This window comes from Mucilaginibacter sp. NFX135, assembly GCF_048565145.1.
Lineage (GTDB): Bacteria > Bacteroidota > Bacteroidia > Sphingobacteriales > Sphingobacteriaceae > Mucilaginibacter.
The window spans coordinates 2,675,407-2,696,958 of sequence record NZ_CP183412.1 but is presented as its reverse complement, the minus strand read 5'-3'; the positions used below and the strand labels follow the sequence as shown (position 1 = coordinate 2,696,958).

25 protein-coding genes are annotated in these 21,552 nt (G+C 42.2%); 11 read left to right on the top strand and 14 right to left on the bottom strand.

The features are described from left to right. Window positions 1-117: 117 nt before the first annotated feature. From ACNURT_RS11630 to ACNURT_RS11620, 3 genes are all read right to left on the bottom strand, one after another. Window positions 118-1,914 carry an alpha-L-fucosidase gene (locus ACNURT_RS11630; protein WP_419701885.1) on the bottom strand — a complete coding sequence of 599 codons (1,797 nt, stop codon included), beginning with the start codon at window positions 1,912-1,914 and terminating at the stop codon, window positions 118-120. A gap of 151 nt (window positions 1,915-2,065) precedes the next feature. Then, complete coding sequence (locus ACNURT_RS11625; RefSeq protein ID WP_419701884.1) at window positions 2,066-2,554, bottom strand: hypothetical protein; 489 nt, start codon at window positions 2,552-2,554, stop codon at window positions 2,066-2,068. 71 nt (window positions 2,555-2,625) lie between these two features. Next, window positions 2,626-3,561 carry a cation diffusion facilitator family transporter gene (locus ACNURT_RS11620; protein WP_419701883.1) on the bottom strand — a complete coding sequence of 312 codons (936 nt, stop codon included), beginning with the start codon at window positions 3,559-3,561 and terminating at the stop codon, window positions 2,626-2,628. 199 nt (window positions 3,562-3,760) lie between these two features. Between ACNURT_RS11620 and ACNURT_RS11615 the strand changes: the two genes are divergently transcribed. After that, complete coding sequence (locus ACNURT_RS11615) at window positions 3,761-4,165, top strand: hypothetical protein (protein WP_419701882.1); 405 nt, start codon at window positions 3,761-3,763, stop codon at window positions 4,163-4,165. A 149-nt stretch (window positions 4,166-4,314) separates the two neighbouring features. Here ACNURT_RS11615 and ACNURT_RS11610 read toward each other — a convergent pair whose 3' ends face one another. Next, the gene (locus tag ACNURT_RS11610) at window positions 4,315-4,866 is read right to left on the bottom strand and encodes a hypothetical protein (protein ID WP_370994252.1); all 552 of its coding nucleotides are present in this window, start codon (window positions 4,864-4,866) and stop codon (window positions 4,315-4,317) included. Between the two features lie 165 nt (window positions 4,867-5,031). On the opposite strand from ACNURT_RS11610, the gene ACNURT_RS11605 reads away from it, so the two are divergent. Together ACNURT_RS11605 and ACNURT_RS11600 are read left to right on the top strand one after the other, a co-directional pair. Beyond that, entirely contained in the window at window positions 5,032-5,313 is a 282-nt protein-coding gene (locus ACNURT_RS11605; RefSeq protein ID WP_419701881.1) for a pyrimidine/purine nucleoside phosphorylase, read from the top strand. A 146-nt stretch (window positions 5,314-5,459) separates the two neighbouring features. Beyond that, a complete protein-coding gene (locus tag ACNURT_RS11600) occupies window positions 5,460-5,789 on the top strand; it encodes a YbjQ family protein (RefSeq protein ID WP_172336782.1) in 330 nt (109 codons plus the stop codon). A gap of 84 nt (window positions 5,790-5,873) precedes the next feature. On the opposite strand, the gene ACNURT_RS11595 is transcribed toward ACNURT_RS11600, so the two are convergent. The 4 genes from ACNURT_RS11595 to ACNURT_RS11580 all read right to left on the bottom strand — a co-directional run bounded on the left by ACNURT_RS11595 (window position 5,874) and on the right by ACNURT_RS11580 (window position 8,360). Then, window positions 5,874-6,896 carry a hypothetical protein gene (locus ACNURT_RS11595; protein ID WP_419701880.1) on the bottom strand — a complete coding sequence of 341 codons (1,023 nt, stop codon included), beginning with the start codon at window positions 6,894-6,896 and terminating at the stop codon, window positions 5,874-5,876. Window positions 6,897-7,226: 330 nt separating this feature from the next. Then, window positions 7,227-7,424, bottom strand: a complete 198-nt coding sequence (locus tag ACNURT_RS11590) for a hypothetical protein (RefSeq protein WP_370994255.1) — start codon at window positions 7,422-7,424, stop codon at window positions 7,227-7,229. A 30-nt stretch (window positions 7,425-7,454) separates the two neighbouring features. Beyond that, the gene (locus tag ACNURT_RS11585; RefSeq protein WP_419701879.1) at window positions 7,455-7,949 is read right to left on the bottom strand and encodes a hypothetical protein; all 495 of its coding nucleotides are present in this window, start codon (window positions 7,947-7,949) and stop codon (window positions 7,455-7,457) included. A 222-nt stretch (window positions 7,950-8,171) separates the two neighbouring features. Then, window positions 8,172-8,360, bottom strand: coding sequence for a hypothetical protein (locus tag ACNURT_RS11580; protein ID WP_419701878.1), 189 nt, complete (start codon window positions 8,358-8,360; stop codon window positions 8,172-8,174). A 356-nt stretch (window positions 8,361-8,716) separates the two neighbouring features. Between ACNURT_RS11580 and ACNURT_RS11575 the strand changes: the two genes are divergently transcribed. The 5 genes from ACNURT_RS11575 to ACNURT_RS11555 all read left to right on the top strand — a co-directional run bounded on the left by ACNURT_RS11575 (window position 8,717) and on the right by ACNURT_RS11555 (window position 12,865). Continuing rightward, window positions 8,717-9,643, top strand: a complete 927-nt coding sequence (locus ACNURT_RS11575; RefSeq protein ID WP_419701877.1) for a hydroxypyruvate isomerase family protein — start codon at window positions 8,717-8,719, stop codon at window positions 9,641-9,643. Between the two features lie 468 nt (window positions 9,644-10,111). Continuing rightward, window positions 10,112-11,284 carry a M28 family metallopeptidase gene (locus tag ACNURT_RS11570; protein WP_419701876.1) on the top strand — a complete coding sequence of 391 codons (1,173 nt, stop codon included), beginning with the start codon at window positions 10,112-10,114 and terminating at the stop codon, window positions 11,282-11,284. Between the two features lie 103 nt (window positions 11,285-11,387). Further along, the gene (locus ACNURT_RS11565) at window positions 11,388-11,939 is read left to right on the top strand and encodes a GNAT family N-acetyltransferase (RefSeq protein WP_419701875.1); all 552 of its coding nucleotides are present in this window, start codon (window positions 11,388-11,390) and stop codon (window positions 11,937-11,939) included. A 143-nt stretch (window positions 11,940-12,082) separates the two neighbouring features. After that, a complete protein-coding gene (locus ACNURT_RS11560; protein ID WP_370994261.1) occupies window positions 12,083-12,298 on the top strand; it encodes a hypothetical protein in 216 nt (71 codons plus the stop codon). A 273-nt stretch (window positions 12,299-12,571) separates the two neighbouring features. Then, window positions 12,572-12,865 (top strand): hypothetical protein, encoded by a 294-nt coding sequence (locus ACNURT_RS11555; protein WP_370994262.1) that lies wholly within the window; start codon window positions 12,572-12,574, stop codon window positions 12,863-12,865. 15 nt (window positions 12,866-12,880) lie between these two features. Here ACNURT_RS11555 and ACNURT_RS11550 read toward each other — a convergent pair whose 3' ends face one another. The 5 genes from ACNURT_RS11550 to ACNURT_RS11530 all read right to left on the bottom strand — a co-directional run bounded on the left by ACNURT_RS11550 (window position 12,881) and on the right by ACNURT_RS11530 (window position 16,403). Continuing rightward, complete coding sequence (locus tag ACNURT_RS11550; RefSeq protein WP_419701874.1) at window positions 12,881-13,354, bottom strand: CYTH domain-containing protein; 474 nt, start codon at window positions 13,352-13,354, stop codon at window positions 12,881-12,883. A 56-nt stretch (window positions 13,355-13,410) separates the two neighbouring features. Continuing rightward, entirely contained in the window at window positions 13,411-13,995 is a 585-nt protein-coding gene (locus ACNURT_RS11545; RefSeq protein WP_419701873.1) for an O-methyltransferase, read from the bottom strand. A gap of 110 nt (window positions 13,996-14,105) precedes the next feature. After that, complete coding sequence (locus ACNURT_RS11540) at window positions 14,106-14,513, bottom strand: hypothetical protein (RefSeq protein WP_419701872.1); 408 nt, start codon at window positions 14,511-14,513, stop codon at window positions 14,106-14,108. A 74-nt stretch (window positions 14,514-14,587) separates the two neighbouring features. Next, entirely contained in the window at window positions 14,588-15,529 is a 942-nt protein-coding gene (locus ACNURT_RS11535) for a nitrilase family protein (protein WP_419701871.1), read from the bottom strand. 76 nt (window positions 15,530-15,605) lie between these two features. Then, window positions 15,606-16,403, bottom strand: a complete 798-nt coding sequence (locus ACNURT_RS11530; RefSeq protein ID WP_419701870.1) for a DUF6597 domain-containing transcriptional factor — start codon at window positions 16,401-16,403, stop codon at window positions 15,606-15,608. 235 nt (window positions 16,404-16,638) lie between these two features. On the opposite strand from ACNURT_RS11530, the gene ACNURT_RS11525 reads away from it, so the two are divergent. The 3 genes from ACNURT_RS11525 to ACNURT_RS11515 all read left to right on the top strand — a co-directional run bounded on the left by ACNURT_RS11525 (window position 16,639) and on the right by ACNURT_RS11515 (window position 20,947). Continuing rightward, window positions 16,639-17,223, top strand: coding sequence for an outer membrane beta-barrel protein (locus ACNURT_RS11525; protein WP_419701869.1), 585 nt, complete (start codon window positions 16,639-16,641; stop codon window positions 17,221-17,223). Window positions 17,224-17,617: 394 nt separating this feature from the next. After that, on the top strand, window positions 17,618-20,338 hold the full coding sequence (locus tag ACNURT_RS11520; protein ID WP_419701868.1) for a carboxypeptidase regulatory-like domain-containing protein: 2,721 nt from the start codon (window positions 17,618-17,620) through the stop codon (window positions 20,336-20,338). 204 nt (window positions 20,339-20,542) lie between these two features. Continuing rightward, window positions 20,543-20,947, top strand: a complete 405-nt coding sequence (locus ACNURT_RS11515) for a DUF1761 domain-containing protein (RefSeq protein ID WP_419701867.1) — start codon at window positions 20,543-20,545, stop codon at window positions 20,945-20,947. A 44-nt stretch (window positions 20,948-20,991) separates the two neighbouring features. Here the strand turns inward: ACNURT_RS11515 and ACNURT_RS11510 are convergent, their stop codons facing one another. Then, window positions 20,992-21,423: a DUF6526 family protein gene (locus tag ACNURT_RS11510; RefSeq protein ID WP_419701866.1), complete on the bottom strand. Its 432-nt coding sequence runs from the start codon at window positions 21,421-21,423 to the stop codon at window positions 20,992-20,994. Window positions 21,424-21,552: the final 129 nt, after the last annotated feature.

The following is a 21,552-nucleotide window of genomic DNA, read 5'->3' as shown; positions in this document are numbered from 1 at the left end:
TAGCCTTGTCGGTTTAAACTCCGCCTTTTCATGGCTATTACCCTCTCAAGAGGGAATAGCACAACCCGCCGTTTTTTTGGCTCACTCTTTTGGCTTGCCAAAAAATCTTTAGTGTTTTTACTTTTTACTTAGCCAGATCCTGTTCAGTAATAATTCTGCCTGCTCTTTTGCATCAGACTTTAAAGTGACCTTGTAAAAGCCTTCTTTAGGGAAATTGAACGCACCTACCTTATCGTTTACAAATTCATCGGTATAACTGTCATGGGGCTCTACAACCATCTTACCCGTTGGTTTTAACGATACAGACAGGGTTTGATCACCGGCTGTAATTTTTATGAGCGTGGCGCTTTTTGAATTATTGTGGTATGATATATCCGCGTTATAAGCTCCAGCAGCCGGTACATAAACCTGCCAGGTCAATAAACCATCACTGTTGATGATCATGTGTGAAGGACGTAAGCCATCAAACGGTACTTTTTTATAGGCTGCTGTTTTTTCCGAAGCATTATTGCCGGTTAGGGCCAACCCGCCAAATGTAGATTCTGCTACTGCTTTTTCGTCAAGCGTTACTGGTTCTGCATATTGCAGCGCAATTACAGATACAAAATGATCGCCCGCAGCATCTGGCAATTGAATATGGGTATACGGGCCTGTTTGTGTAAAGTTTAGGGCAACCCTGCCTGCATCGGTGATCAGCTCCGCTTTTTCGGGTTTCGACAGGATGCCGGTTAAACGTAACAGCTTATCCAACGGCCAGTTATACACTTGCAGGTAAACCATCTGCTTGTTATCCAGTTTCTTGGTGGTTATCCTTCCCCAATCATGCTGATCTGGTCGTAATTGAAGACCGGTGCATCCGTATACTGATTCCCCGTTTTTGAATAGCCAGGTACCTATGTCGTTCAACCTGGTTTGATCCTCGTAGGGTACGGCACCATCTGCCCGGGGACCGATGTTTAAAGTAAATCCGCCGTTGAGGCTAACATTACCAATTAACGATTGTAGTAACTGACTGGTTGATTTATACTCATTCTCCAGCGCGTTGTATCCCCACGAGTTGGCTATTGTGCCTGATGTTTCCCAGGGATGACTGGTATAAGCTGCGCCTAACTGATTATCACCCATAGTTTCAAAATCAATACCCGGAGTATTTGCAGGCAGGCCCAACCTGGAATTGATTAAACAAGCCGGTTGCAGCTCGTGTATCAATTTAATAACCTGCTCCAGCTGCTCTTTTTTTACAATGGTTGTTTTATAATCAACCCACATATCAAACCAGATCATGGCAACATCGCCATAATTGGTTAACAGTTCGCGCAGTTGCGGCAGAACCTTTCCCTGCCAGTATTTATTGTATTGCTCATCGGTAATACGGCCTGTTATTTCCTGGTTATGATCCCAGCCATCCGGATGCTCCCAATCCAACCAGTGCGAATAGTAAAAACCCAGTTTCATACCGTGTTTTTTACAGGCAGCAGCTAACTCCTTCAATACGTCGCGATTAGTGCCGCTGAGTTTGCTTAAATTGTTATCACTTACTTTGGAGTTCCAGATAGCTATCCCATCATGATGTTTGGCGGTGATGAGGATATATTTCATTCCTGCTTTTTTGGCCAGTACTACCCATTGCTCAGGGTCGATCTTATTCCAATCGAACCGTTTGGCTAATTGAACATACTCTGCTTGGGGTATGCGGTTGCGATAGCGGATCCATTCGGCATAGTTATTTCCATTTCTGAGGCGTTCGCCTTCCCAGATCCCTTCGGCGGCACTGTACAATCCCCAATGAATAAACATACCGAAACGGGCATCGGTAAACCATTTAACTTTTTCGCTATTAGTTGATACGGGCTGAGCTTTAACGGCACCTACGGTGGCGAGCAATAACAAAGAAAGCAGGATACGTTTCATCATTTTACGGAGGGAATATTTGTTTAACAATCAATCACATTTATAAATTGGTTTATAAAAGTACAGATCGTTTACAGCTTAAAACTTCGCGAACTTATCATTTGACTGAGCGAAATTGGCACAAAAGGTGGGTTTTCAGCATGCTTTATCGAATTTAAACCGCCCCCAATTCCGCTTTGTCATCATAGCCCAGTTGCAGATCCTCTGCTATCCGGTTAGCAGTGGGCCTGCTCCGGAAAAGAATAAGCATCAGCAGAACCGATATGAACAGGTAAAATAAATTACCGCTTAACATAAAAGCAACGATATTAAAAAGTGAAGGCCCTTCCAGCAAGGCTGCTCTTGTGATAAATGCAGCCTGGTAACCGGTCACTTTACTTTGCAGATCAGTTTTTTGAGACAGGCGATCGATTAGTTTTTTAAATAAAAAAAAGCCCGCGATAATGCAGCCGAAGGCCAGGGCCGGACCTACAAAGAAAAAAACATCTTTGGTGTCTCTGCCATTAAAATATAAGGTTTTGGTACCTGTGGCAATGGCAACGCTGGCAAACAATACCTGCCCTGCAAGTAAGGCGCCGTGTATAATTTTCATGGTTCTAACAGCGGCGGCGGGGCTTTGCTGTACAGGTGCGTAGTTGTTCATTTTTTCGACTGGTTTATTACTGCATTATACAGCTATTTTACGAGAATCCTATCGTTTATTTCCGCATCGGTTTAAATATACGTTTGCACATCGGGGCTTATTTTATCCAGGTAAATATCGGGCTGAATGATCACAAAATGGATGAGGCCATACTCGTCCTTTACCCGGTTACGGATCCGCGAAATAGCTTCATTGAGCTGCCCTGTATCCAGACCGGGTTTAAACGCGATGATGAGCATGAGCAATATTTCGCTTGGCGATTGATAGGTTGACAGGATGTGAATTAGTTTTAACACATCCGCGTCATGTTCTACAATTTCAGTGATCCGGGCTTTGGTTTGCTGGCTTATCCCCTCGCCCATGAGCAAACTACGGCTTTCCCGCGCCAGTATAACAGATACCCCAACAAGCAGCAGACCTACCAATAAAGAGGCTACGCCATCCAGGTAATCGAGGTGATAATGGTGACCTATGAATAAACAGATCATCACCATAAATAGTCCGATAACCGCGGCACCGTCTTCAAAAAGCACCAGGAAGGTGGATGGGTCTTTACTGTTAGTGATGGCCTGCCACCAGGTTTGGTCGCCTCGCAATTTGTTAAACTCCTTTGCCGATATGATGAACGAAGTACCTTCAAACAAAACAGAAGAACAGAGTACAACATAACTCCAGGTTGGGTTGCCCGGCACATCGGGACTAATGATGTGGTTAATACCCTGATAAATAGAAACACCACCGCCCAGGCCAAAAATAAGTATAGATACAATGAACGAATAAAAATACAGTTCTTTTCCATAGCCAAACGGGTGCCTTGCATCGGGTTTCTTTTTACTCTGGTGCAGGCCCAGCAAAAGCAGCAATTGGTTTGTTGTATCAACAACTGAATGCACTCCTTCGGAAACCATAGCAGCGCTGTTACTTATTGCACCTGCTGCAAACTTGGTAACCGCTATCAATAAATTAGCGGCGAGCGCGCTGTAAATCGATTTTTTTGACGATGCCATATCAAACTAATACTTATATCAAATATTTGTTTGGATTAAAAGGTAATGCCCTCGTAAGACGATATATCACAGCAGCTATTAAACTTTAATAATCATATGATCAGCACGATGAATCCAAAATTTTCAATTTATCAAAACCATTTTCAATGGCCCATGTTATCATATTAGTTAATTTTTAAAACATTTAAAGAAATTAATTATGAAGAATTCAAGAATAACAGCAGTAGCCATCGCGCTTACATTTGCGGCTTCTGTGGTACTTGCTGGTAATCACAAGGCTGATAACCTGCAAAAAGCTAAGGGATTGAGTATAAAGGCAATCAATACGGTTACAGATACCGTTCCGGATAAAAAGAAAAAGAAAAAAGAGCCAAAAGCTCCAACTCCGGCACCAAATCCAACCCCTACACCTACACCTACGGATCCAACTAATCCAAGTCCTACACCTATGCCAACTCCTACACCAACGCCTAACCCTAATCCAAGCCCTACACCAACTCCAAATCCTAACCCAAGCCCAAATCCAAGTCCAACACCTAATACACCAAGTCCGTCACCAAGCCCAAGCCCTTCATCACCAACGCCAACGCGTCCTGGTCAATAATTTGGTTTCGGCACATATCAATAAAATAAAAAGCCCGCTGCGAAAGTTCACAGCGGGCTTTTTAAATATGTTTAGATGCGATCAACCAATTGTTGATGATCCGGAATATATTTTTGATTTAACTTAAATATGAGACAAAAAAACGCTTCTTAGTTACTCACAAAAGTATAAGGCAAATTGGTGAATGAGCCGGATTGTATTTGTTGTGTAGTGATAGACTCATTACCATTGATATCTGTAGAGAGTTGCCTAACGCTGAACGAGTAAGTACCCGTTATCACCTTTTTAACAGAATCAATAGCCGTAGTAATAACCGATCCTTCAACTTTACCTGGTGCCGGTGTAAAACTCCCTCCTATTAATGCCTGGGTAGAATAAACCATTTTAACATTATTCTTAGTAGAATCAACTTTAAAGGTAGCAAACGGAAAACCGGTGGTATTTGTACTGTTCGGTACCGCTACGCTGAGGCTTACTTGTTTCTGTAAAGCGATGCCAACAACAGAAAAAGTCTTGGTTTTGGTAGCAGCATTATAGGTTATGGCAGCGCTAACGGTATCCGGATTCCAGGCGGTACCGTTAATATTGGCAGATAGTATTTTATCGGAAGTTGTAGAGGCAGAAGTAATTACGTCCTTTTTACAGCTTTGAATACATATAGCTGATAAAAGTAACAGCAGTATAAGTTGAGTTTTCTTCATATATAAATTTTATGCAAATAACGCTTTTTACGAAGTAATAATTACAACCGAAGTTGCTTTTTTCACATATTTTAACATTCTGTACCGATGCGTTATGTAATTGAAGTTTGCAAATTATAAAACAATTGATTTTAATTAAGCATATTAGGCTCAAATTTTTTTAGTATGATCAACGTTAACGAATATTTTGAAGGCGCGGTTAAATCACTCGCTTATACAACCGAACAAGGCCGCAGCACTATTGGTGTTATTGAAAAAGGCGAATATGAATTTGGCACATCGAGCCATGAAACCATGACCGTTATTGAGGGCCGGCTGGATGCTTTACTGCCGGGCGAAACTAACTGGCAATCCTTCACCGCCGGGCAAAAGTTTGAAGTAGGTGCCAACACGGTATTCAAAGTTAAAACCGGGGTACAGAGCTCATACCTGTGCACTTACCGGTAAAAGCAGCCTCCTTAAAACCTGCAAAGACATCAGGTAAAAATAAAAAAGACATTATTTGTAATTATAGGTGTCCTGTTTTATCTAACCATAAAACATACCAACCATTAAAGGGTTAACCTAAGCATCTATACCAATAATCAAAAACAATGGACACTTCACTTATTACTACCAGTACCTCTTTAGAGGGTTATCGCGTTACCAAACATTTAGGCGTTGTTCGTGGTATTACCGTACGCAGCCGCAGCGCCCTGGGCAACATTGCCGGCGGCTTTCAATCGCTTTTTGGCGGCAGGCTTTCCATTTATGTAGAGCTGTGCGAAAATGCCCGCGAAGAAGCTTTTCAGCTTTTGGTACAACACGCGCAGGCTTTGGGCGCCAATGGCATTATCAATATGCGTTACGATGCCAATGAAGTAATGCAGGGCATTACCGAAGTACTGGCCTACGGAACAGCCGTTGTGGTTGAAAAGGTGTAAAACTGATATATGTTCTGCTAACAAAAAGGGAGCGGTAAACCGCTCCCTTTCCTGTTATTGTTTTTGGGGTATTACGTGCATTGATTAGTTACCCAGCATATAAAACTTGCGTACCGACTCGTAATCATTAATATTCACGTGCTTGGCCACTGCTACACTGATACCACCAGGGATGATCACATAGCGGTATTGCAACACGCTCGACAGTGGTATCGAACCGGAATTATCAGCCGTAAAGCGAGTGATAATAAAGTGTCCTAAACGCGGTAAATAGCTCATCGTATTATCTTTACCGCCGGCATTACTGGTATAAGGCAAGGCCAAAACCCCACCGCCGTAAGTAAAATATATCACCATGCTGCCGCCATTTAATATACTGGTGGTTAATGATGGTGCTGCCAGATCGGCTATTTTTAAGGCGCTGTTATCAATCGTGGTATCCCTGAAATTGGTAGCGTAATTCCAGCCGGAGTAGATCACATTAGCCGTACCGGCAGGGCCTGTTGGACCAGCAGGGCCAGCCGGACCGGCAGGACCTTGTAAATTAACGGCAGGTCCCCACCCTGAAACTGTTTTAGGACCATAAAGGAAGTAGCTGGTTTTATCCAGGTAAAAATCGCCCACATGACCCAGGCTGGCAGATGGAGCTCCGGAACCGCTTAATGTGGTGTTACCATTTGCACCGGCTGCACCTGTGGCACCCGTAGCGCCAGTTGCACCGGTAGCGCCTGTAGCACCGGTAGCTCCGGTAGCACCTGTGGCGCCGGTTGCTCCTGTAGCGCCGGCAGGGCCTTTTAAGGAGAACCCTGTGCCCCAACCCTCAGCCGTTTTTGGGCCATATAAAAGGCCGGTAGTCACATTAAGATAAAAATCGCCTACTACACCTGTAGCTGCGGGGGGAACGGTGTTACCACTGTAAATAACGCTTCCGTCTTTACCATTGGCACCTTTTGGACCAGCAGGCCCAACCGGACCCTGAGCGCCTGCGGCACCAGCGGCGCCATTAGCCCCTGCAGGGCCCGTTGCGCCATCATCGCCTTTTTTGCATGATGCGAGGCATAGCATCAATGCAGCTAACATTACTGTTAAGTACTTTAATCTTTTCATGGAAAAATAATTGATAATTGTTGATGATAATTTGTTTTATACAGCAAGCGCCGTTTCATTTTTTTTGATGATAACAGGGCGCTGAACTGTGAATCAAAGTTGATCATCGGTCATACAAGGCAGCGAAGGGTATGTACGCTGTTTTAAACGCATATTTACTGAAACTTGCACACGTACTTTAACGCGGCAGCTTACGGCAATTACTCAGATAAATCGCGTAAAAAACGAAATCATCTATTTGATAATCAATATTTTATATAAATTATAAATACAAAAAAAACCGGCAATAAGCCGGTTTTTATAAAACAATATCAAAAATACCTGTTTAATTTAATTAAAATACGAAAGCGGGATGGTTTTCCACATACCATTAGCCAGGTGACCGATCAATAATTCATAAATCAGGTAAACCGGCCAAAACAAATAGTGGATCAACAGCAATATGAACGAGTGGTTATAATGCCAGCTGATCATCAGCGTGTACAAGCCTAATAAAAGGTATAATATACTGGTTTCTCTTTTCTTCATTATTATTTTAAGCTAATATAATCATTTGGGTTAATCAGTACAATTTTTCATATTGTAAATCAGGCTGTAATCGGCACTTGTGTTGGTTTGCTGTCTGCCGGTTTTAGCGTCATAGCTATAGGGCTTTTGGGCAAGAGCATTCCCTCTTAACTGAAACTCTACATTCATAGTGTCTTTTGAGCCTTCCTGCGTAAAGGTCCACACAGCTTTGATGGCGTTGCCATTAAGCTTGCCTGTAATAGTTCCTTTACGTGCATCTTTCTCTTTTGGGAGCCAGCTCATTTTTCCGCTTACCTTATCACCGTTGATGAGCATATTGACAATGGTTGTATCCAGGGCCTGTTGACCATCGGTATGATAAAAGCAATATTGCATATTTACCATAGGCGCATCGGCCGCGTTGGCCATTATCGTATCTTTTTTACCGCCAGTACTTACAGTATCGGCAGTATTATTATGGGTGCCAGAGCAGGAGGCAGCCATCATCCCTGCTACAAGCAGGCACATTTGTATTTTTATAGCCATTTATAAATATCGATATAAGCTATGACAAATTAAATGTTAAAAAGTTCAATATATGGATATGATAATTATAGTCTGACTTATAAGGAGTTACTGCAAATCAATGCCATATACAGAAACATGGACTACCGCGATTGCGCAATTAGAGGGATTAATAGAAATGTATTACAATTATTATGCAGTGTAAACAACATTTGTTACACTGCATACATTGTAATACTGATTTTATGCTTTCTTTTCGGGCGGGGTTGATACGATCTCACCAAATTCATTAACATAAGCCATCATGCTTTCCAGGTCGCCGCCACCACTGTTTTGCTGGCGCTCCTGTTTACGCAGTTCTTTTTCTTCTTTCTTTTTTTGCCTGTTCTTTTCGAGCTGTTTTTTCATGAAGGTTGCTTGCGATTTAGCCATATTTATTAAAATTTAGTTAAACAATGCGCTACTCCCAATTAAAACCTGTAAAACCCTTTCAACTGAACAAAAAGTTCTGAACTGAACATACATGAAGAAGAGGATCATCAATTTAATTTCCGGGCAGCAACGGTATCAGCGGGGATAAAAATGAACCCTGGTCAACAAGGATTGATTAGCGGTGGCTATATGGGAAATAGCGATAATTTTCCGTTTGTGGTACAAATATACGCTTTTTTAGCAAAAACTACGAATGTACCGGCCCGATGGTTTGAAGAGGTCCTCGGCTATGGTATCTTCAAAGCCAAACTCACAACTTTTTTTTATATTGCTGCCTCAAATCCCAATTACCTATTATGAAACGCAGAAACTTTGTGCAAAACTCTGTATTGGCAGGTGCATCATTACTTACAACAGGGCTTTTAAAAGCGGATACCGCGGCAGCGGAGGCTACCGCTCCCGATACAGGCAAGCCTTTTCATTTAAACTACGGCATTCATGATGGCATGTTTAAAAATCATGCCGGCGACGATTTTATTGATCAGATCAAGTTTGCTTATGATCAGGGCTTTCGTAGTATTGAAGATAATGGAATGGCCCGCCGGCCGGTTGATCAGCAGAAAAAAATTGGCGATACGCTGGCCAAATTGGGTATGGCCATGGGTGTTTTTGTACAGCCAGGTTTAGGTAATGATACCAATCTGTTGGCATCGGGTAAAGCAGAGCACCTGGATAAATTTATAGCCAGCTGCAAGGAAGCTGTTGAAGTAGCCAAACGGATCAATGGCAAACTGGTTACCGTGGTTCCCGGCGATTTTGTGCGCAACCTGCCCATAGGTATACAAACCGGCAACGTAATTGAAGCGATAAAAAAGGGCACCGCCATTATTGAGCCGCATGGTCTGGTGATGGTGCTGGAGCCATTAAGTGACAACCCCGACCTGTTTTTACGCACCCCCGATCAGGCTTATGCCATTTGCAAAGCGGTGGGCAGCCCTTCATGCAAAATTTTGTATGATATGTACCATGTACAGCGCAACCAGGGCAATATCATCCCTACCCTTGATTGGGTTTATGACGAGATAGGCTACTATCAGATTGGTGACAATCCCGGCCGTAAAGAACCTGGCACGGGCGAGGTTAACTACAAAAACATATTCAAACATATTTATGATAAAGGATACAAAGGCGTGCTGGGGATGGAACACGGTACAGCAGGCCCTGGTAAAGAAGGTGAGCTTGCCCTGATCAAAGCATACCGCGAAGCCGATAGTTTTATATAAGCGGCTATAAATGATGAAAGTAATTATCCTGACGGATGTTTGTGATTTATTTAAGTGCGATTTTTAAGAAAGGGCATGTGCGACTCCCCTCTTGAAAGAGTAATAGCCTATGAAAAGGCGGAGTTTAAACTTACAAGGTTAAAACAAGTGGCATAGCCGGCTCACCCGGTCTACGCTTCGCTGGACCACCCTCTCCGCGGCTTTGCCGCAAAGAGGGTAAAGAAAAAAAGAATTAAAAATCCCCTCTATGCGCGAAGCGGAGAGAGGGGTGACGAGCGCAGCGACGTCGGGGTGAGTTGATAGATGCTTAATTTTCGCTTTATGCTTTTTCATGGGCTATTGCTCTTTGGAGAGAGGTGGAGGGGTGTGTTGTTCCTGAACTAATGAATATCCTGCCGTTCAAGAATAATAGTCATTATACTTAAAACAGTATTCAATGCATAATAAATATGATCAGAATAGGTACAGATGAAATATAAACTTATACTTCTGTTATTACTAACCGCCAACTGCACACTTGCCCAGGATAGCCTGTTTGCCCGTAAAATGGTCGATACTTTAACTTCGCCTTACTTTTGGGGACGTGGTTATACCAAAGATGGCGTACATCATGCAGCCGTTTTTTTGGCCGCGCAATTCAAGTTGTATGGTGTAAAGCCCATGGATGGCAAAAATTATCAACAGGAATTTAGCTACCCGGTTAATACCTTTCCGGGTAAAATGAAAGTGGTGATCAATGGCGCCGAGCTTAAGCCCGGTATAGATTACATTGTAAGTCCCGACAGTAAAGGCGTAACTGGTACAGGCAAGCTGGAACAGGTTGACAGTACACACTTTGTTGATAAGGAAAATCGCGTGGTTTTATCGCTCGAAGATAAGCTTACTTGGTCTGTTGAGGGTAAGGCCCTTGATTACACCCTGATACAAATGGATAAAAAATCGGTAAAACAAACGCCGTCCGCTATCCAGATCGATATGGAAAACCAACTGATCCCCGATTTTAAAACAGCAAACATTTGCGGTATGGTTAAAGGTACTTCAAAGCCCGATTCGGTATTGGTTATTACCGCGCATTATGATCATTTGGGCGGCATGGGTAGCAACACCTACTTCCCTGGGGCTAATGACAATGCCAGCGGCGTTACTCAACTATTAAGTTTAGCCAGATATTATGGCGCGCATCCGCAGCGCTACAGCATGGCCTTTATTTGTTTTTCGGGCGAAGAAGCCGGGTTATTGGGTTCTAAATATTTTACCGATAACCCTTTGATACCGTTGAAAAACATTCGCTTTTTGATCAATTTAGATCTTGACGGCACCGGTATCGAAGGCATAACGGTGGTAAATGCCACCGTTTACCCCAATGAATTTGCCGCCTTAAAGCAAATTAACAGCCTGGGTAATTACCTGGTAAAGGTAAATCCGCGGGGGAAAGCCGCCAACAGCGATCACTATTATTTTACAGAAAAAGGAGTTCCCGCTTTTTTCATATACACACTGGGCGGCATTAAAGCCTATCACGATGTTTTTGATATCAGTAAAACATTGCCTTTAACTGAGTATGCCGATCTGTTTAAACTGATTCTGAAGTTTAACAGCAGCCTGATGACTAAACAACGGCCCATTTTATCAGCCAATTAGTAGGTTCATGGTTCGTGGCGCCCGGTTTCTGTTTCCCTCATTATGCAGAACTGCGGCTTTTGTCTTATCTTGATTCCTGATTCTTAACTCTTGATTCTTTATCATGCTCAACCCCAATTTTGATCCTTTCCCGATACTGACAACCGAACGTTTGATATTGCGGCGCTTTACTTTTGCCGATGCCCCCAGGCTTTTTGAGTTGCGAAAAGACCCGGTTATTATGCAATATATAGGTCGGCCGCTCGCAAAAACACTTGATGACGCTATAGATCTGATAAAAGTTATTAACGATTTATTAAGCGGTAATAATGGCATTACCTGGTGCATTACGCTTAAAAACGAGCAGGAGTTTATTGGCAGTATAGGTTTTTGGAGGATAGAAAAAGAGAATTACCGGGCCGAGATAGGTTATCTGTTAAATCCGGCCTATCAGGGCATGGGTATTATGCAGGAAGCCGTAGAAACCATTATTAATTACGGTTTTGGGCCGATGAACCTGCATTCCATCCAGGCTAACGTGAGCCCTGGTAATGCGGCCTCGATAAAATTGCTTCAAAAAAATAACTTTACACAGGAAGCCTATTTTAAGGAGAATTGCTTTTATAATGGGGCATTTAGGGACACCATTGTTTACACGTTATTAACAAAAAATTAAATGTGTTAACAAAATATTCACTTCAGGTATTTTGAATTAAAAATTTTTAATGCATGTTTACAGCATAAAAACCAATTATAGCTAATGCCGAAACAATTCGGATTAAATGGGGTTAACAATTATTAAAAACAAAAGAACTTATCATGGCAACAGAAAAAGGAAGCGGTATTACCGCGTATTCAGTAAAAACCAAAACTAAAAATGTACCTATGATCGATCCTGTTATCGACGTAAAATCAGGAAGGTATATTGCAACAGGAAAAGATAGCGCAGGCAACAAAATGGCTGCAATCATGGGCAAAACAACTGCCGAAGAGCATATCAAAAACGGTAACGCCAAAAAAGGCACTGGCTGGTAAATAGCACAATAAAACCCCTGTTATCAATTGGTACCAGGGGTTTTATTTTATCCTTGTTCTTTCCCGCCCTCATTTCTCTGGTTTGACCAGATCCCGGTCAGTATTATTATCAGATAGTCTTCTTATTATTTTTACCGGAATACCAGCTAACTGTATCATTTTTATACTGTTTGGGTAGTTTTACGCAAAAAAAATGGGTGAAAACACCTATTTTCCTTCACTCCTATTTGTTTTAGCTTTGTAACACCTGTTAATTAAAAAACGAATGAGCCGATGTCTGTACGTATTCTTTGCATAAAAACTGATGCCAAATTGCACAAAAACCCTTATGTAGCTATTGATTCATTAGAATGGGTAAATGAACGCATCAATGTAAAAGGGGTTACCGAAAGAGCTAAACTTTATGATTGGATAAAGGATGCTGCAGGAGAAGCCTACATCATTGATGAGTATGGTAACAAAACCACGCTGATACCCGCTCTTTGTCCGGATGGTAATAAATATGTTAAAACCGTTTATGACGAGTCAAAGCCGGATTATTTATTAGCCTTGCCTCAAAGCGCTTAGGTTTTGTTGTATCAGTTACGCATTCCACCTGTTAAACGGATTTACCGATAAAGCCGAATTGTAATACTTTTTGTCGCCGGTAACCTCAACAGTGACCCATGGGGGTAACTTAAACGTTTCTGTTTCGCTTTCCAGTTCAATCTCCGCCACCAGCAAGCCTTGATTATCACCTAAAAATTCATCTACCTCCCAAACTTTACCTTCGTAGTTAATACAATAGCGGATCTTTTCGAGCTCCGATACGGCAAAATTGTTTAGCAATTCTATTCCATCATTAACCGGGATGGTATATTCATATTCCAGGCGGCTAATGCCTTTTGTTTTTCCTTTGATAGTTATATACCCCAGTTCATCGGTAACACGTACCCGGATAGTTTTGATATCGTCACTTAAAATATAGCCCTGGCGATAATGCTTGCCCCCGGGTTTGGTAAGAAGCCGCCACTGTTCGTGATCAACCAAAAACTTCCGTTCAATTTCAATAGCCATAATTTATATACCTGAGCGGTAAATATAGGAATGAAAACCACAAAATTCTGGTGTTATTACACTGCTTTTTTAGCCGCTATTACTATACCTGTAGCCCAGCATTGTTTGGTGAGCACCAGGTCTGTCCGTTGTTCCAGTACCTCTATCAAGCGGATAGCTTTCTCATGGTGACCGTCGGGCCAGTTAGGCTGGGGAAGCATATCATCAATAATATATAAACCACCGGGCTTAAGCATGGCTATGGCTTCGTCAAGTAACAGGTACTTGCCATGCCAGGTATCGGCAAAAATATAATCGAACTTTAGGTGCTTATTTTGCTCGAACCAATCGGCGCCATCTATACAAACCAGTTCCAACCGTTTATCATCACCCAAAAACTGATCGGCTATGGCCAAAAAACGGGCGTCATTATCAATAGAAATAAGGGTAGATGAAGCATCCATCCCATCCAGTATCCAGGCGGTTGACAAGCCTGTTCCAGTGCCCAGTTCCAGAAATTTGCCGCCGGGCTTGGTAGCAGCCAGTGTTTTTAATAAGCTACAGGTTAAGGTATCTGAGGCCATGGTAAAACCCGATTCGATGGTGGCCTTATCAATATTAGCGTAAGCTGGCGGATAAGGTTGTTTGATTTCCTGGTTCATGGGATATTGTTTTAGGTTATGATTGTTTTGTTTACAAGTATAGCTAACAAAATTATCATTTAAAACAATTAAGTATATATTTTATACCAAAAACCAAATTAGTATTTGAACTAAAAAACCAATCTGAGTACCAATGGAATCACAATAACACCAATGGTTATCAAAAAATACTTACGATAGAGCCTCCCGTTACTGTCCCGGTATATCCGTATCAAATCGTTATAGCGTTGATTATAGAAGATCAGTAAATAATTAAGTATTACAAAGGGCACAAAAAAAGTAAGCGCTCCGGCCAGAAAAGTATTCAATGCCCGTTCGCGGAAAATATTAAAACTTAAAACTACCGGCACGCCGCCATGCGTAATTATCCTGATCAGAAAAATAAAGGTCAATAAATTGGTACCCTGCAAAATCGACATCGGAATAATGGTAAATGCTTTCCAATTCCCCTGCTCTCCTTTTTTGGATCTTTCTACCGTAATGGCATCAACCCATATCCTGTAATATGTATCCAACATGGCAATTTCTTTTTGATTTCTTTATAATTAACCTGAACACTAAGGATAGGTTTTAATATTAGCCATATTTAACCTTAAAGCCAAACCACCTTTTGCTCGCTTTGGTGGGCTTTTCCAATAATATCACGGTATAATTCGGGCCTTCGGGCTTTAATGTACCGGTAGCCACCAGCCAGGGTTAGTTTGTCGGCATGGATATCGGCAATAACAAATTCATTATCCAACGATCTGCATTCTGCTATCACATCGCCATAAGGATCAATAACCATGGAGCAACCGTTTTTAAGCTGATCATCGTCCATACCTATCGGGTTGGCGAAAATGGCGTATACCGCATTGTCATAAGCCCGGGCAGGTAACCATTTCATCAACCAGGCCCTGCCTTTAAGGCTATCAAATTCTTCGCGTAATTGTTTGGCGTTGCCGGCTTTATCCTTCCAAAGTGCAGCATCAACAAAACCGGCACCGGGACGGGTAGATGGCGTACACATGGTTACGTGCGGCATAAAAATAATATCGGCGCCCAGCAATTTGGTTGCCCTTACATTTTCAATAATGTTATTATCGTAGCAGATAAGAATGCCGCATTTCCAGCCCAAAATTTCAAAAACGGTATAACTGTCGCCCGGCTGCAAATGCGGATTGATGAACGGATGCAGTTTGCGATGTTTGGCAACCAAGCCATTTTTATCAACACATACATAGGGCTTGAACAGATTATCCTCTTCATCGTTTTCAAACAACCCGGCCAGTATAATAATATCAAATTCACGGGCATAGGCGGTAAGAGCCTCGATGCTCTCGCCCCCCGGAACTACTTCGGCCAGATCAAGCATCTGTTGTTTATCCAGATGCCGGGCAAAAGTATAGCCGGTAACAGAACACTCATGAAAGGCGATCACATCGGCACCTTGTTGAGCCGCCTTTTGCGAAAGCTGTTTGATAACCGATAAATTATAGGCTTTATCGCCACTTTTGTTTTCGAATTGGGCGGTAGCTATTTTTAAATTTTTCATATGCATGGTATTTAATATACACCAAAGCTATAGATGCTTGTAAATGTTGCCTTGTAAAAAACCGACAATTATTAAGCTAAACCTGCATAAAATTAATAGCCAGCAGGTTGTTTGCTTTATAGGCGGATGGGGTTATGCCTATGTTCTTTTTAAAATAGTTATTAAGGTGAGCCTGGTCATAATAGCCGTTCTCATAAGCTACATCGGCAATTTTTGTATCTGACGATTGCCGCTGTAAATTCTTTAAAAAATACTGCAGCTTCATAATGGCAGTGAACCGCTTTGGGCTTATCCCTATATAGTGGTTAAACCGGCGTTCAAGCTGCTTTTCGGTTATGGGCAAAATATTCAGCAATTGAGATACGGATATATTTCCTTTATGGCTATCAATTAATTTTAAAGCGCCAGTAATAATTTTGTCTGGACACTGAACACCCGCCAGCTTTTTTGATACAAAGCTTTCGATATGTTCAATCTTGTTTCGGATACCCGTCTCATTCAAAACCTGATCTTCCAGATCGCTCCCTTCACGCTTAAAAAGCTCGTTTAATTTGATCAGGCCGTCATTTAAGTCAACAGCAGCAATACCAGACAAGGCATACAAGCCGTATGATTGAAATACAACCACCAGGATATTTAATTCCCCGGTGGATAACAGGTCTTTGTATTGGGTTAACTGTCCGTAAACGAAACTGTTGGGATGGATGGATATTTGAGCTGCTGTTTGTTGTATTAACGGTGTTTTGAAGTAAAAAACCATCCCCGGATTGCCGTCAGAAAACAAACGATAGTTGACCTGCTTAGTGCAATTGTTTTCCAGTATCAAATAATGTTTAATAATGTGGGATAGATGCGGCGATGGAGGTATTTGCATAACAAACCTGATAACATAGTAAAGTTACCACTTTTGATATAATTGGGCGGCACAAATAATACCAGTAACAATTATATAATATTCAAAATTCGCCCTAATTAAATATCTTAGGCATCATAAAAATGTTAAACCCTGCAATTCTACATCTTATGAAACCATCATGAGCTACCGCTCGCAAATCGGAATGAGTAAACCAGCTCATGATAGCTTCATTACCGCTTAAACATTTACTACAATGAAAATTAATCTTATCCTTGCAACGCTTGTTTTAATAAGCATACAGGCGCATTCCCAGTCAAAAAACAGCATATCCTTATATTACGGAGTGGCAGCCAATCATGTAAACATCCATGGCGACATTGGCGATTATGGATACAGGTCAAAAAGCGGAACGATTACAGGTTTTGGTTACACCCGCAATTTAAACAGTTCCTTTGCGCTGGAAACCGGACTGCAATACTCCAGCAATAAACTAATACAAAGCTTTATTGTGCCCGACAGGGGCGAGATCCTGAGTCCTGGCAGAGCTAAACTGATCACGGTGCCAATTTACGGTAAATACACTTTTTTAAAATACCTGTATGTTAATGCAGGTCTTCTGGTCGACTTTGATTTTGGCGCCGATAATGATACCGGGATAAATGACCAAAAAGGCATCGGCGCCGAGATTGGTGTTGGCGGTAAATATGATTTTGGCCCGGTAACTGTTTTCATTAACCCGTTTTTACTGGAACATCGCCTGATTGGTTTTAACAGTAATGGCCGAACCAACAGTATTGAAAACGCTGGTGTAAAATTTGGTGTGGGGTATAATTTTTAAAATGTCGCACCATCGACTCACCATCGACGTCGCTGCGCTCGTCACCCCTCTCTACGCTTCGCGCATAGGGGTTTTTCTTTCTTTTTTCTTTACCCTCTTTGCGGCAAAGCCGTAGAGAGGGTGGTCCAGCGTAGCGTAGACCGGGTGAGTCGAAACGGCATCAATAAGTAACAATGATGTTATGATGCGCCGCTGTGCAACATATTGATTATAACTTTCCGTTGATATTGGAAAAAGCTATAGTTTTGCCTGTTGCACAAGCCCAAAAACGGATAGTCATAACATCATCCAAATTTACCGTGATTGTAAAAAAATGTTAAATGACAGGTGCGTTCGGCACGCTGCAACCCTAAATGTTTATATTAGCCCCTGTTAGCCGCTTTATATTATATTAATGATATCAAGAAAATTTTTACTCGTCATTTCCCTGTTATTCTCCTTTGGTTTTTCCGCTTTGGCGCAACAGGATAGTATTCCCTTAAATACGCTTATTCAAAAAACTGCTAAGTTTCAAAGCAGTTACCCCATTGAAAAAGTTTACCTGCATTTAGATAAGCCCTATTATGCCGTTGGCGATACCATTTGGTTTAAGGCCTATGTAACGGTCGAAAAACACCAGCCATCGGGCTTAAGCGGTATTGTTTATGTTGATATAATCAACAACCAGGACTCCGTAATGGACAACCTGCGTATACCGGTTAAAAATGGTTTTGCTAATGGTAATATTACACTTACCGGCGATACTTATAAACAGGGCCCTTACCGTATCAGGGCCTATACCAACTGGATGCGCAATTTTGATCCCGATTATTTTTACGACCATACCATTAACGTAGGTAATGCTATCGACAATCAGGTAAATACCTTTGTCAGCTACAAAAGCTCGGCAAAAAAAGGTACCGTAAAAGTTGATGCTGATATCTTGTATAAGGATCCTGCCAATACACCGTATGCCAACAGAAAAGTAAGCTGGCAACTGGTGCGCAATGGCGACGCGATAACCAAAGGCAGCGGCCGTACGGACGATAAGGGCCACTTACTGGTAGATATACCCGAAAACGAGGCTGCTACCATCACATCCAGCTCATTGGTAACCGCTATTGATATGGGCGAACGTAAATCGGTTACCAATTCATTTTCGTTAAAAGGCGCGGTAACCGCTTATGATGTACAGTTTTTTCCCGAAAGCGGACAACTTACTAACGGTATACGCTCAAAGGTCGCCTTTAAAGCCATCAATTCTAAAGGATTAGGAACTGATGTAAAAGGAACTGTTACCGATGATCAGGGTACCGTTATGGCAACTTTCACATCTGCTCACCTGGGTATGGGAGTATTTGTTATAACCCCCGAAAGCGGAAAAGTATATACCGCCAACGTCACTTTCCCCAATGGCTCTACAGGCACTTATAAGCTTCCACGGGTACAGGCAATGGGCATTAATTTGTCGGTATTTAATACCGATGCTGATAATATTACCGTTAAAATATCAGCCAACGAACTGTTTTTACAGCGCAAACAAAACAAAAGCTTTTATTTGGTAGCGCAAAGCGGCGGGGTTATATACTATGCTGCGCAAACCGTTTTACAAAACGCTGCCTATACGGCCAATATCGCTAAAAGTAAATTTCCAACCGGTATTGTGCAATTCACCCTGTTTTCATCCGGGGGTTATGCGTTATGCGAGCGTATTGCTTTTATACAGCATAACGACTTATTAAACCTGACTTTAAAACCCGATAAACCATCTTACACCACCCGGCAAAATGTTCGAATAGCGTTATCTGCAAAAAATAGTACCGCTCCTGTTGAAGGCAATTTTTCTGTAGCGGTGCTTGATGATACGAGCATACCTACCAATGAAGATTCTGAATCGACCATATTAAGCAATCTGCTGCTTACATCTGATTTGAAAGGATACATAGAAAAACCTAATTACTATTTTAACAAACCCGATCAGGAAAAGCTGGATAATCTGGATATCCTGATGCTTACGCAGGGGTATCGCCGTTTCTCGTATGAGGATATCCTGGCAGATAAAAACCCGCCTATCTTTATCGCTCCGGAACAAGGAATTGAAGTATCGGGTATATTAAGAACTACTACCGGCTTGCCGGTAGGTAAAGGCAGTATCCGTTTGCTGATACCCGACCGTAACTTTTCGGCCGAAACAATAACAGATCTGTCGGGTAATTTCAAGTTCAGTAATGTGGTGGTCATGGATACTTCTAAAATAACCCTGAGCGCCCGTAACAATCCGAACGGCAAAAACATGGTGATCAGTGTAAACGGTGAATTGTATCAGAAATTAAACAAGAACCCAAATCAGTCCGACGAAATTGTAAATATCGACAGCGCGATGCGCCCTTACCTGGATAACAGCCGCAGGCAGTACCAAAACTCCCGCGTGTTGAAAGAGGTAGTAGTAAAATCAACCAAGTTCGAGAAAAAACCAAGCCATAGTGACTTTGGCACATTTGCCGGGTTACCCGGGCAGGCCGACCATGAAATATCGGGCGATCAGCTGAAGGATTGTCCGCTGCTGATCAACTGCTTGAGCACCATGGCTTTTGGCTTAACTTATGTAGACAATAACTTTTATATCACCCGCGATTATAATGCCGGTAAAAAAATACCGGTGCAGATATATATAGGCAGCATGCCGGTTGATGTAAATTTCTTATCGACCATTACAGGTGCCGAGGTGGCATCCGTAGAGATCTTTTTAAAAGATGGCGTAAGCGGCATTAATCGCATGAATCAAACAAACGGCGTTTTGATCATTAATAAAAAAGTTATCAAAAAGGAGAAAATAACCTTAGCCCAGTTACAGGCGCTTATCCCTAAACAAAATGTGGTAACTTTTGCCGTACAGGGTTATAGTAAGGCCAAAGAGTTTTACATGCCTAAATATGATGTTACCAAACAAAGTTCGCTCGGTGCCGATCTCCGCAATACCATTTACTGGAACCCGAAAGTGATCACTGATAAGAACGGCGTTGCTTCATTCAGCTTTTTTAACAGCGATGCCAGAGGATCATACCGTGTAATTATCGAAGGCCTGGATGCCGAAGGCGACCTGGGCAGGCAGGTAATGCACATTCAGGTTAAATAGGGATTTGGAACAAGGATTATTGGAACAAAGAGCAAGGATTTAAGGAGTAAAGATCGACAGGCTGCTTTCCGTTTCTTTGTTCCTTGCTCCAATAATCCTTGCTCCAAAAGTCCCAAAATCTTTGTTCCAATAATCCTTGCTCCAAAAATCCTTGTTCTTTACTCCAATAATTGATAACTTTATGATACACATAAACTTATCATTATGGATTTTTCACACATCAACTGGCTGGCCGTGGTTGCGGCTGGCGTGTCGGCATTTTTAGTTGGCGGTATCTGGTACTCCCCTCTGCTATTCGCCAATCCCTGGATGGCTGATAATAAGCTTAATCCCGACGAATTAAAGACCTCCAATAAAGGTCGGATTTTTGGCTTTTCATTTTTCTTTTCTATCATCATGGCGGTTAACCTGGGTATGTTCCTGGCCGATGCCAAAACCGATGTATCCTGGGGCGCTACAGCTGGTTCCCTGGCCGGTGTATGGACGTTTAGTGCTATTGCCATACAAGGCCTGTTTGAGCTAAAAAGCTGGCGACTGATACTTATAAACGGCGGCTACAGCCTGGTATCGTTAACGCTGATGGGCACCATTATAGGCTGGTGGAGGTAGGTTGAGAGATGCTAAAATTTAAATCATAAACGCTAACTTATAACCTACACCCGGTGATGGTCGGCGCGCCAGTTTTTGATGGCTTTTTTAATTTCAGTTGCCGATAGGTTTTCGGCTAACACCCGTTCTATTAAAGGAACCAGTTCATCATCGGGTGCAAAACGCAGGGCAGCTATCTGGGCTATAGTAAGCCGGCTGTCCAGCGGTTGGCGGGTTAATATAAAATAACGCAGGCCCTCTTCGGCGCGTATGGCCCTGTCCTGCGCCTTTAGCGGAAACATACGTACAAACAAGCCCATTAACAAACTACAGCCAAAAAGCAGCATAATGAGCAGGGCGCTCAAAAAACCTGTCGTCTGCCATTGAAGCACCACATTCACTATAGAAACTATCAATCCTACAATGAGCATGCCTCCCAGCAAATAATGGAAGCCTGTAACTGAACGTTTGTGATTAGCTAAGTTTTGCGCGGTCATGGTTTGTTTTTGGCGAAAGATAGCGCTAATTTATTATCCTTATTTCCTTGTTCAAAAATCCTTGCCCAAAATCCATTATTACAATCGGGTTATAATATTTTTAAACAATGCGGGCATATTTGAGTTGAT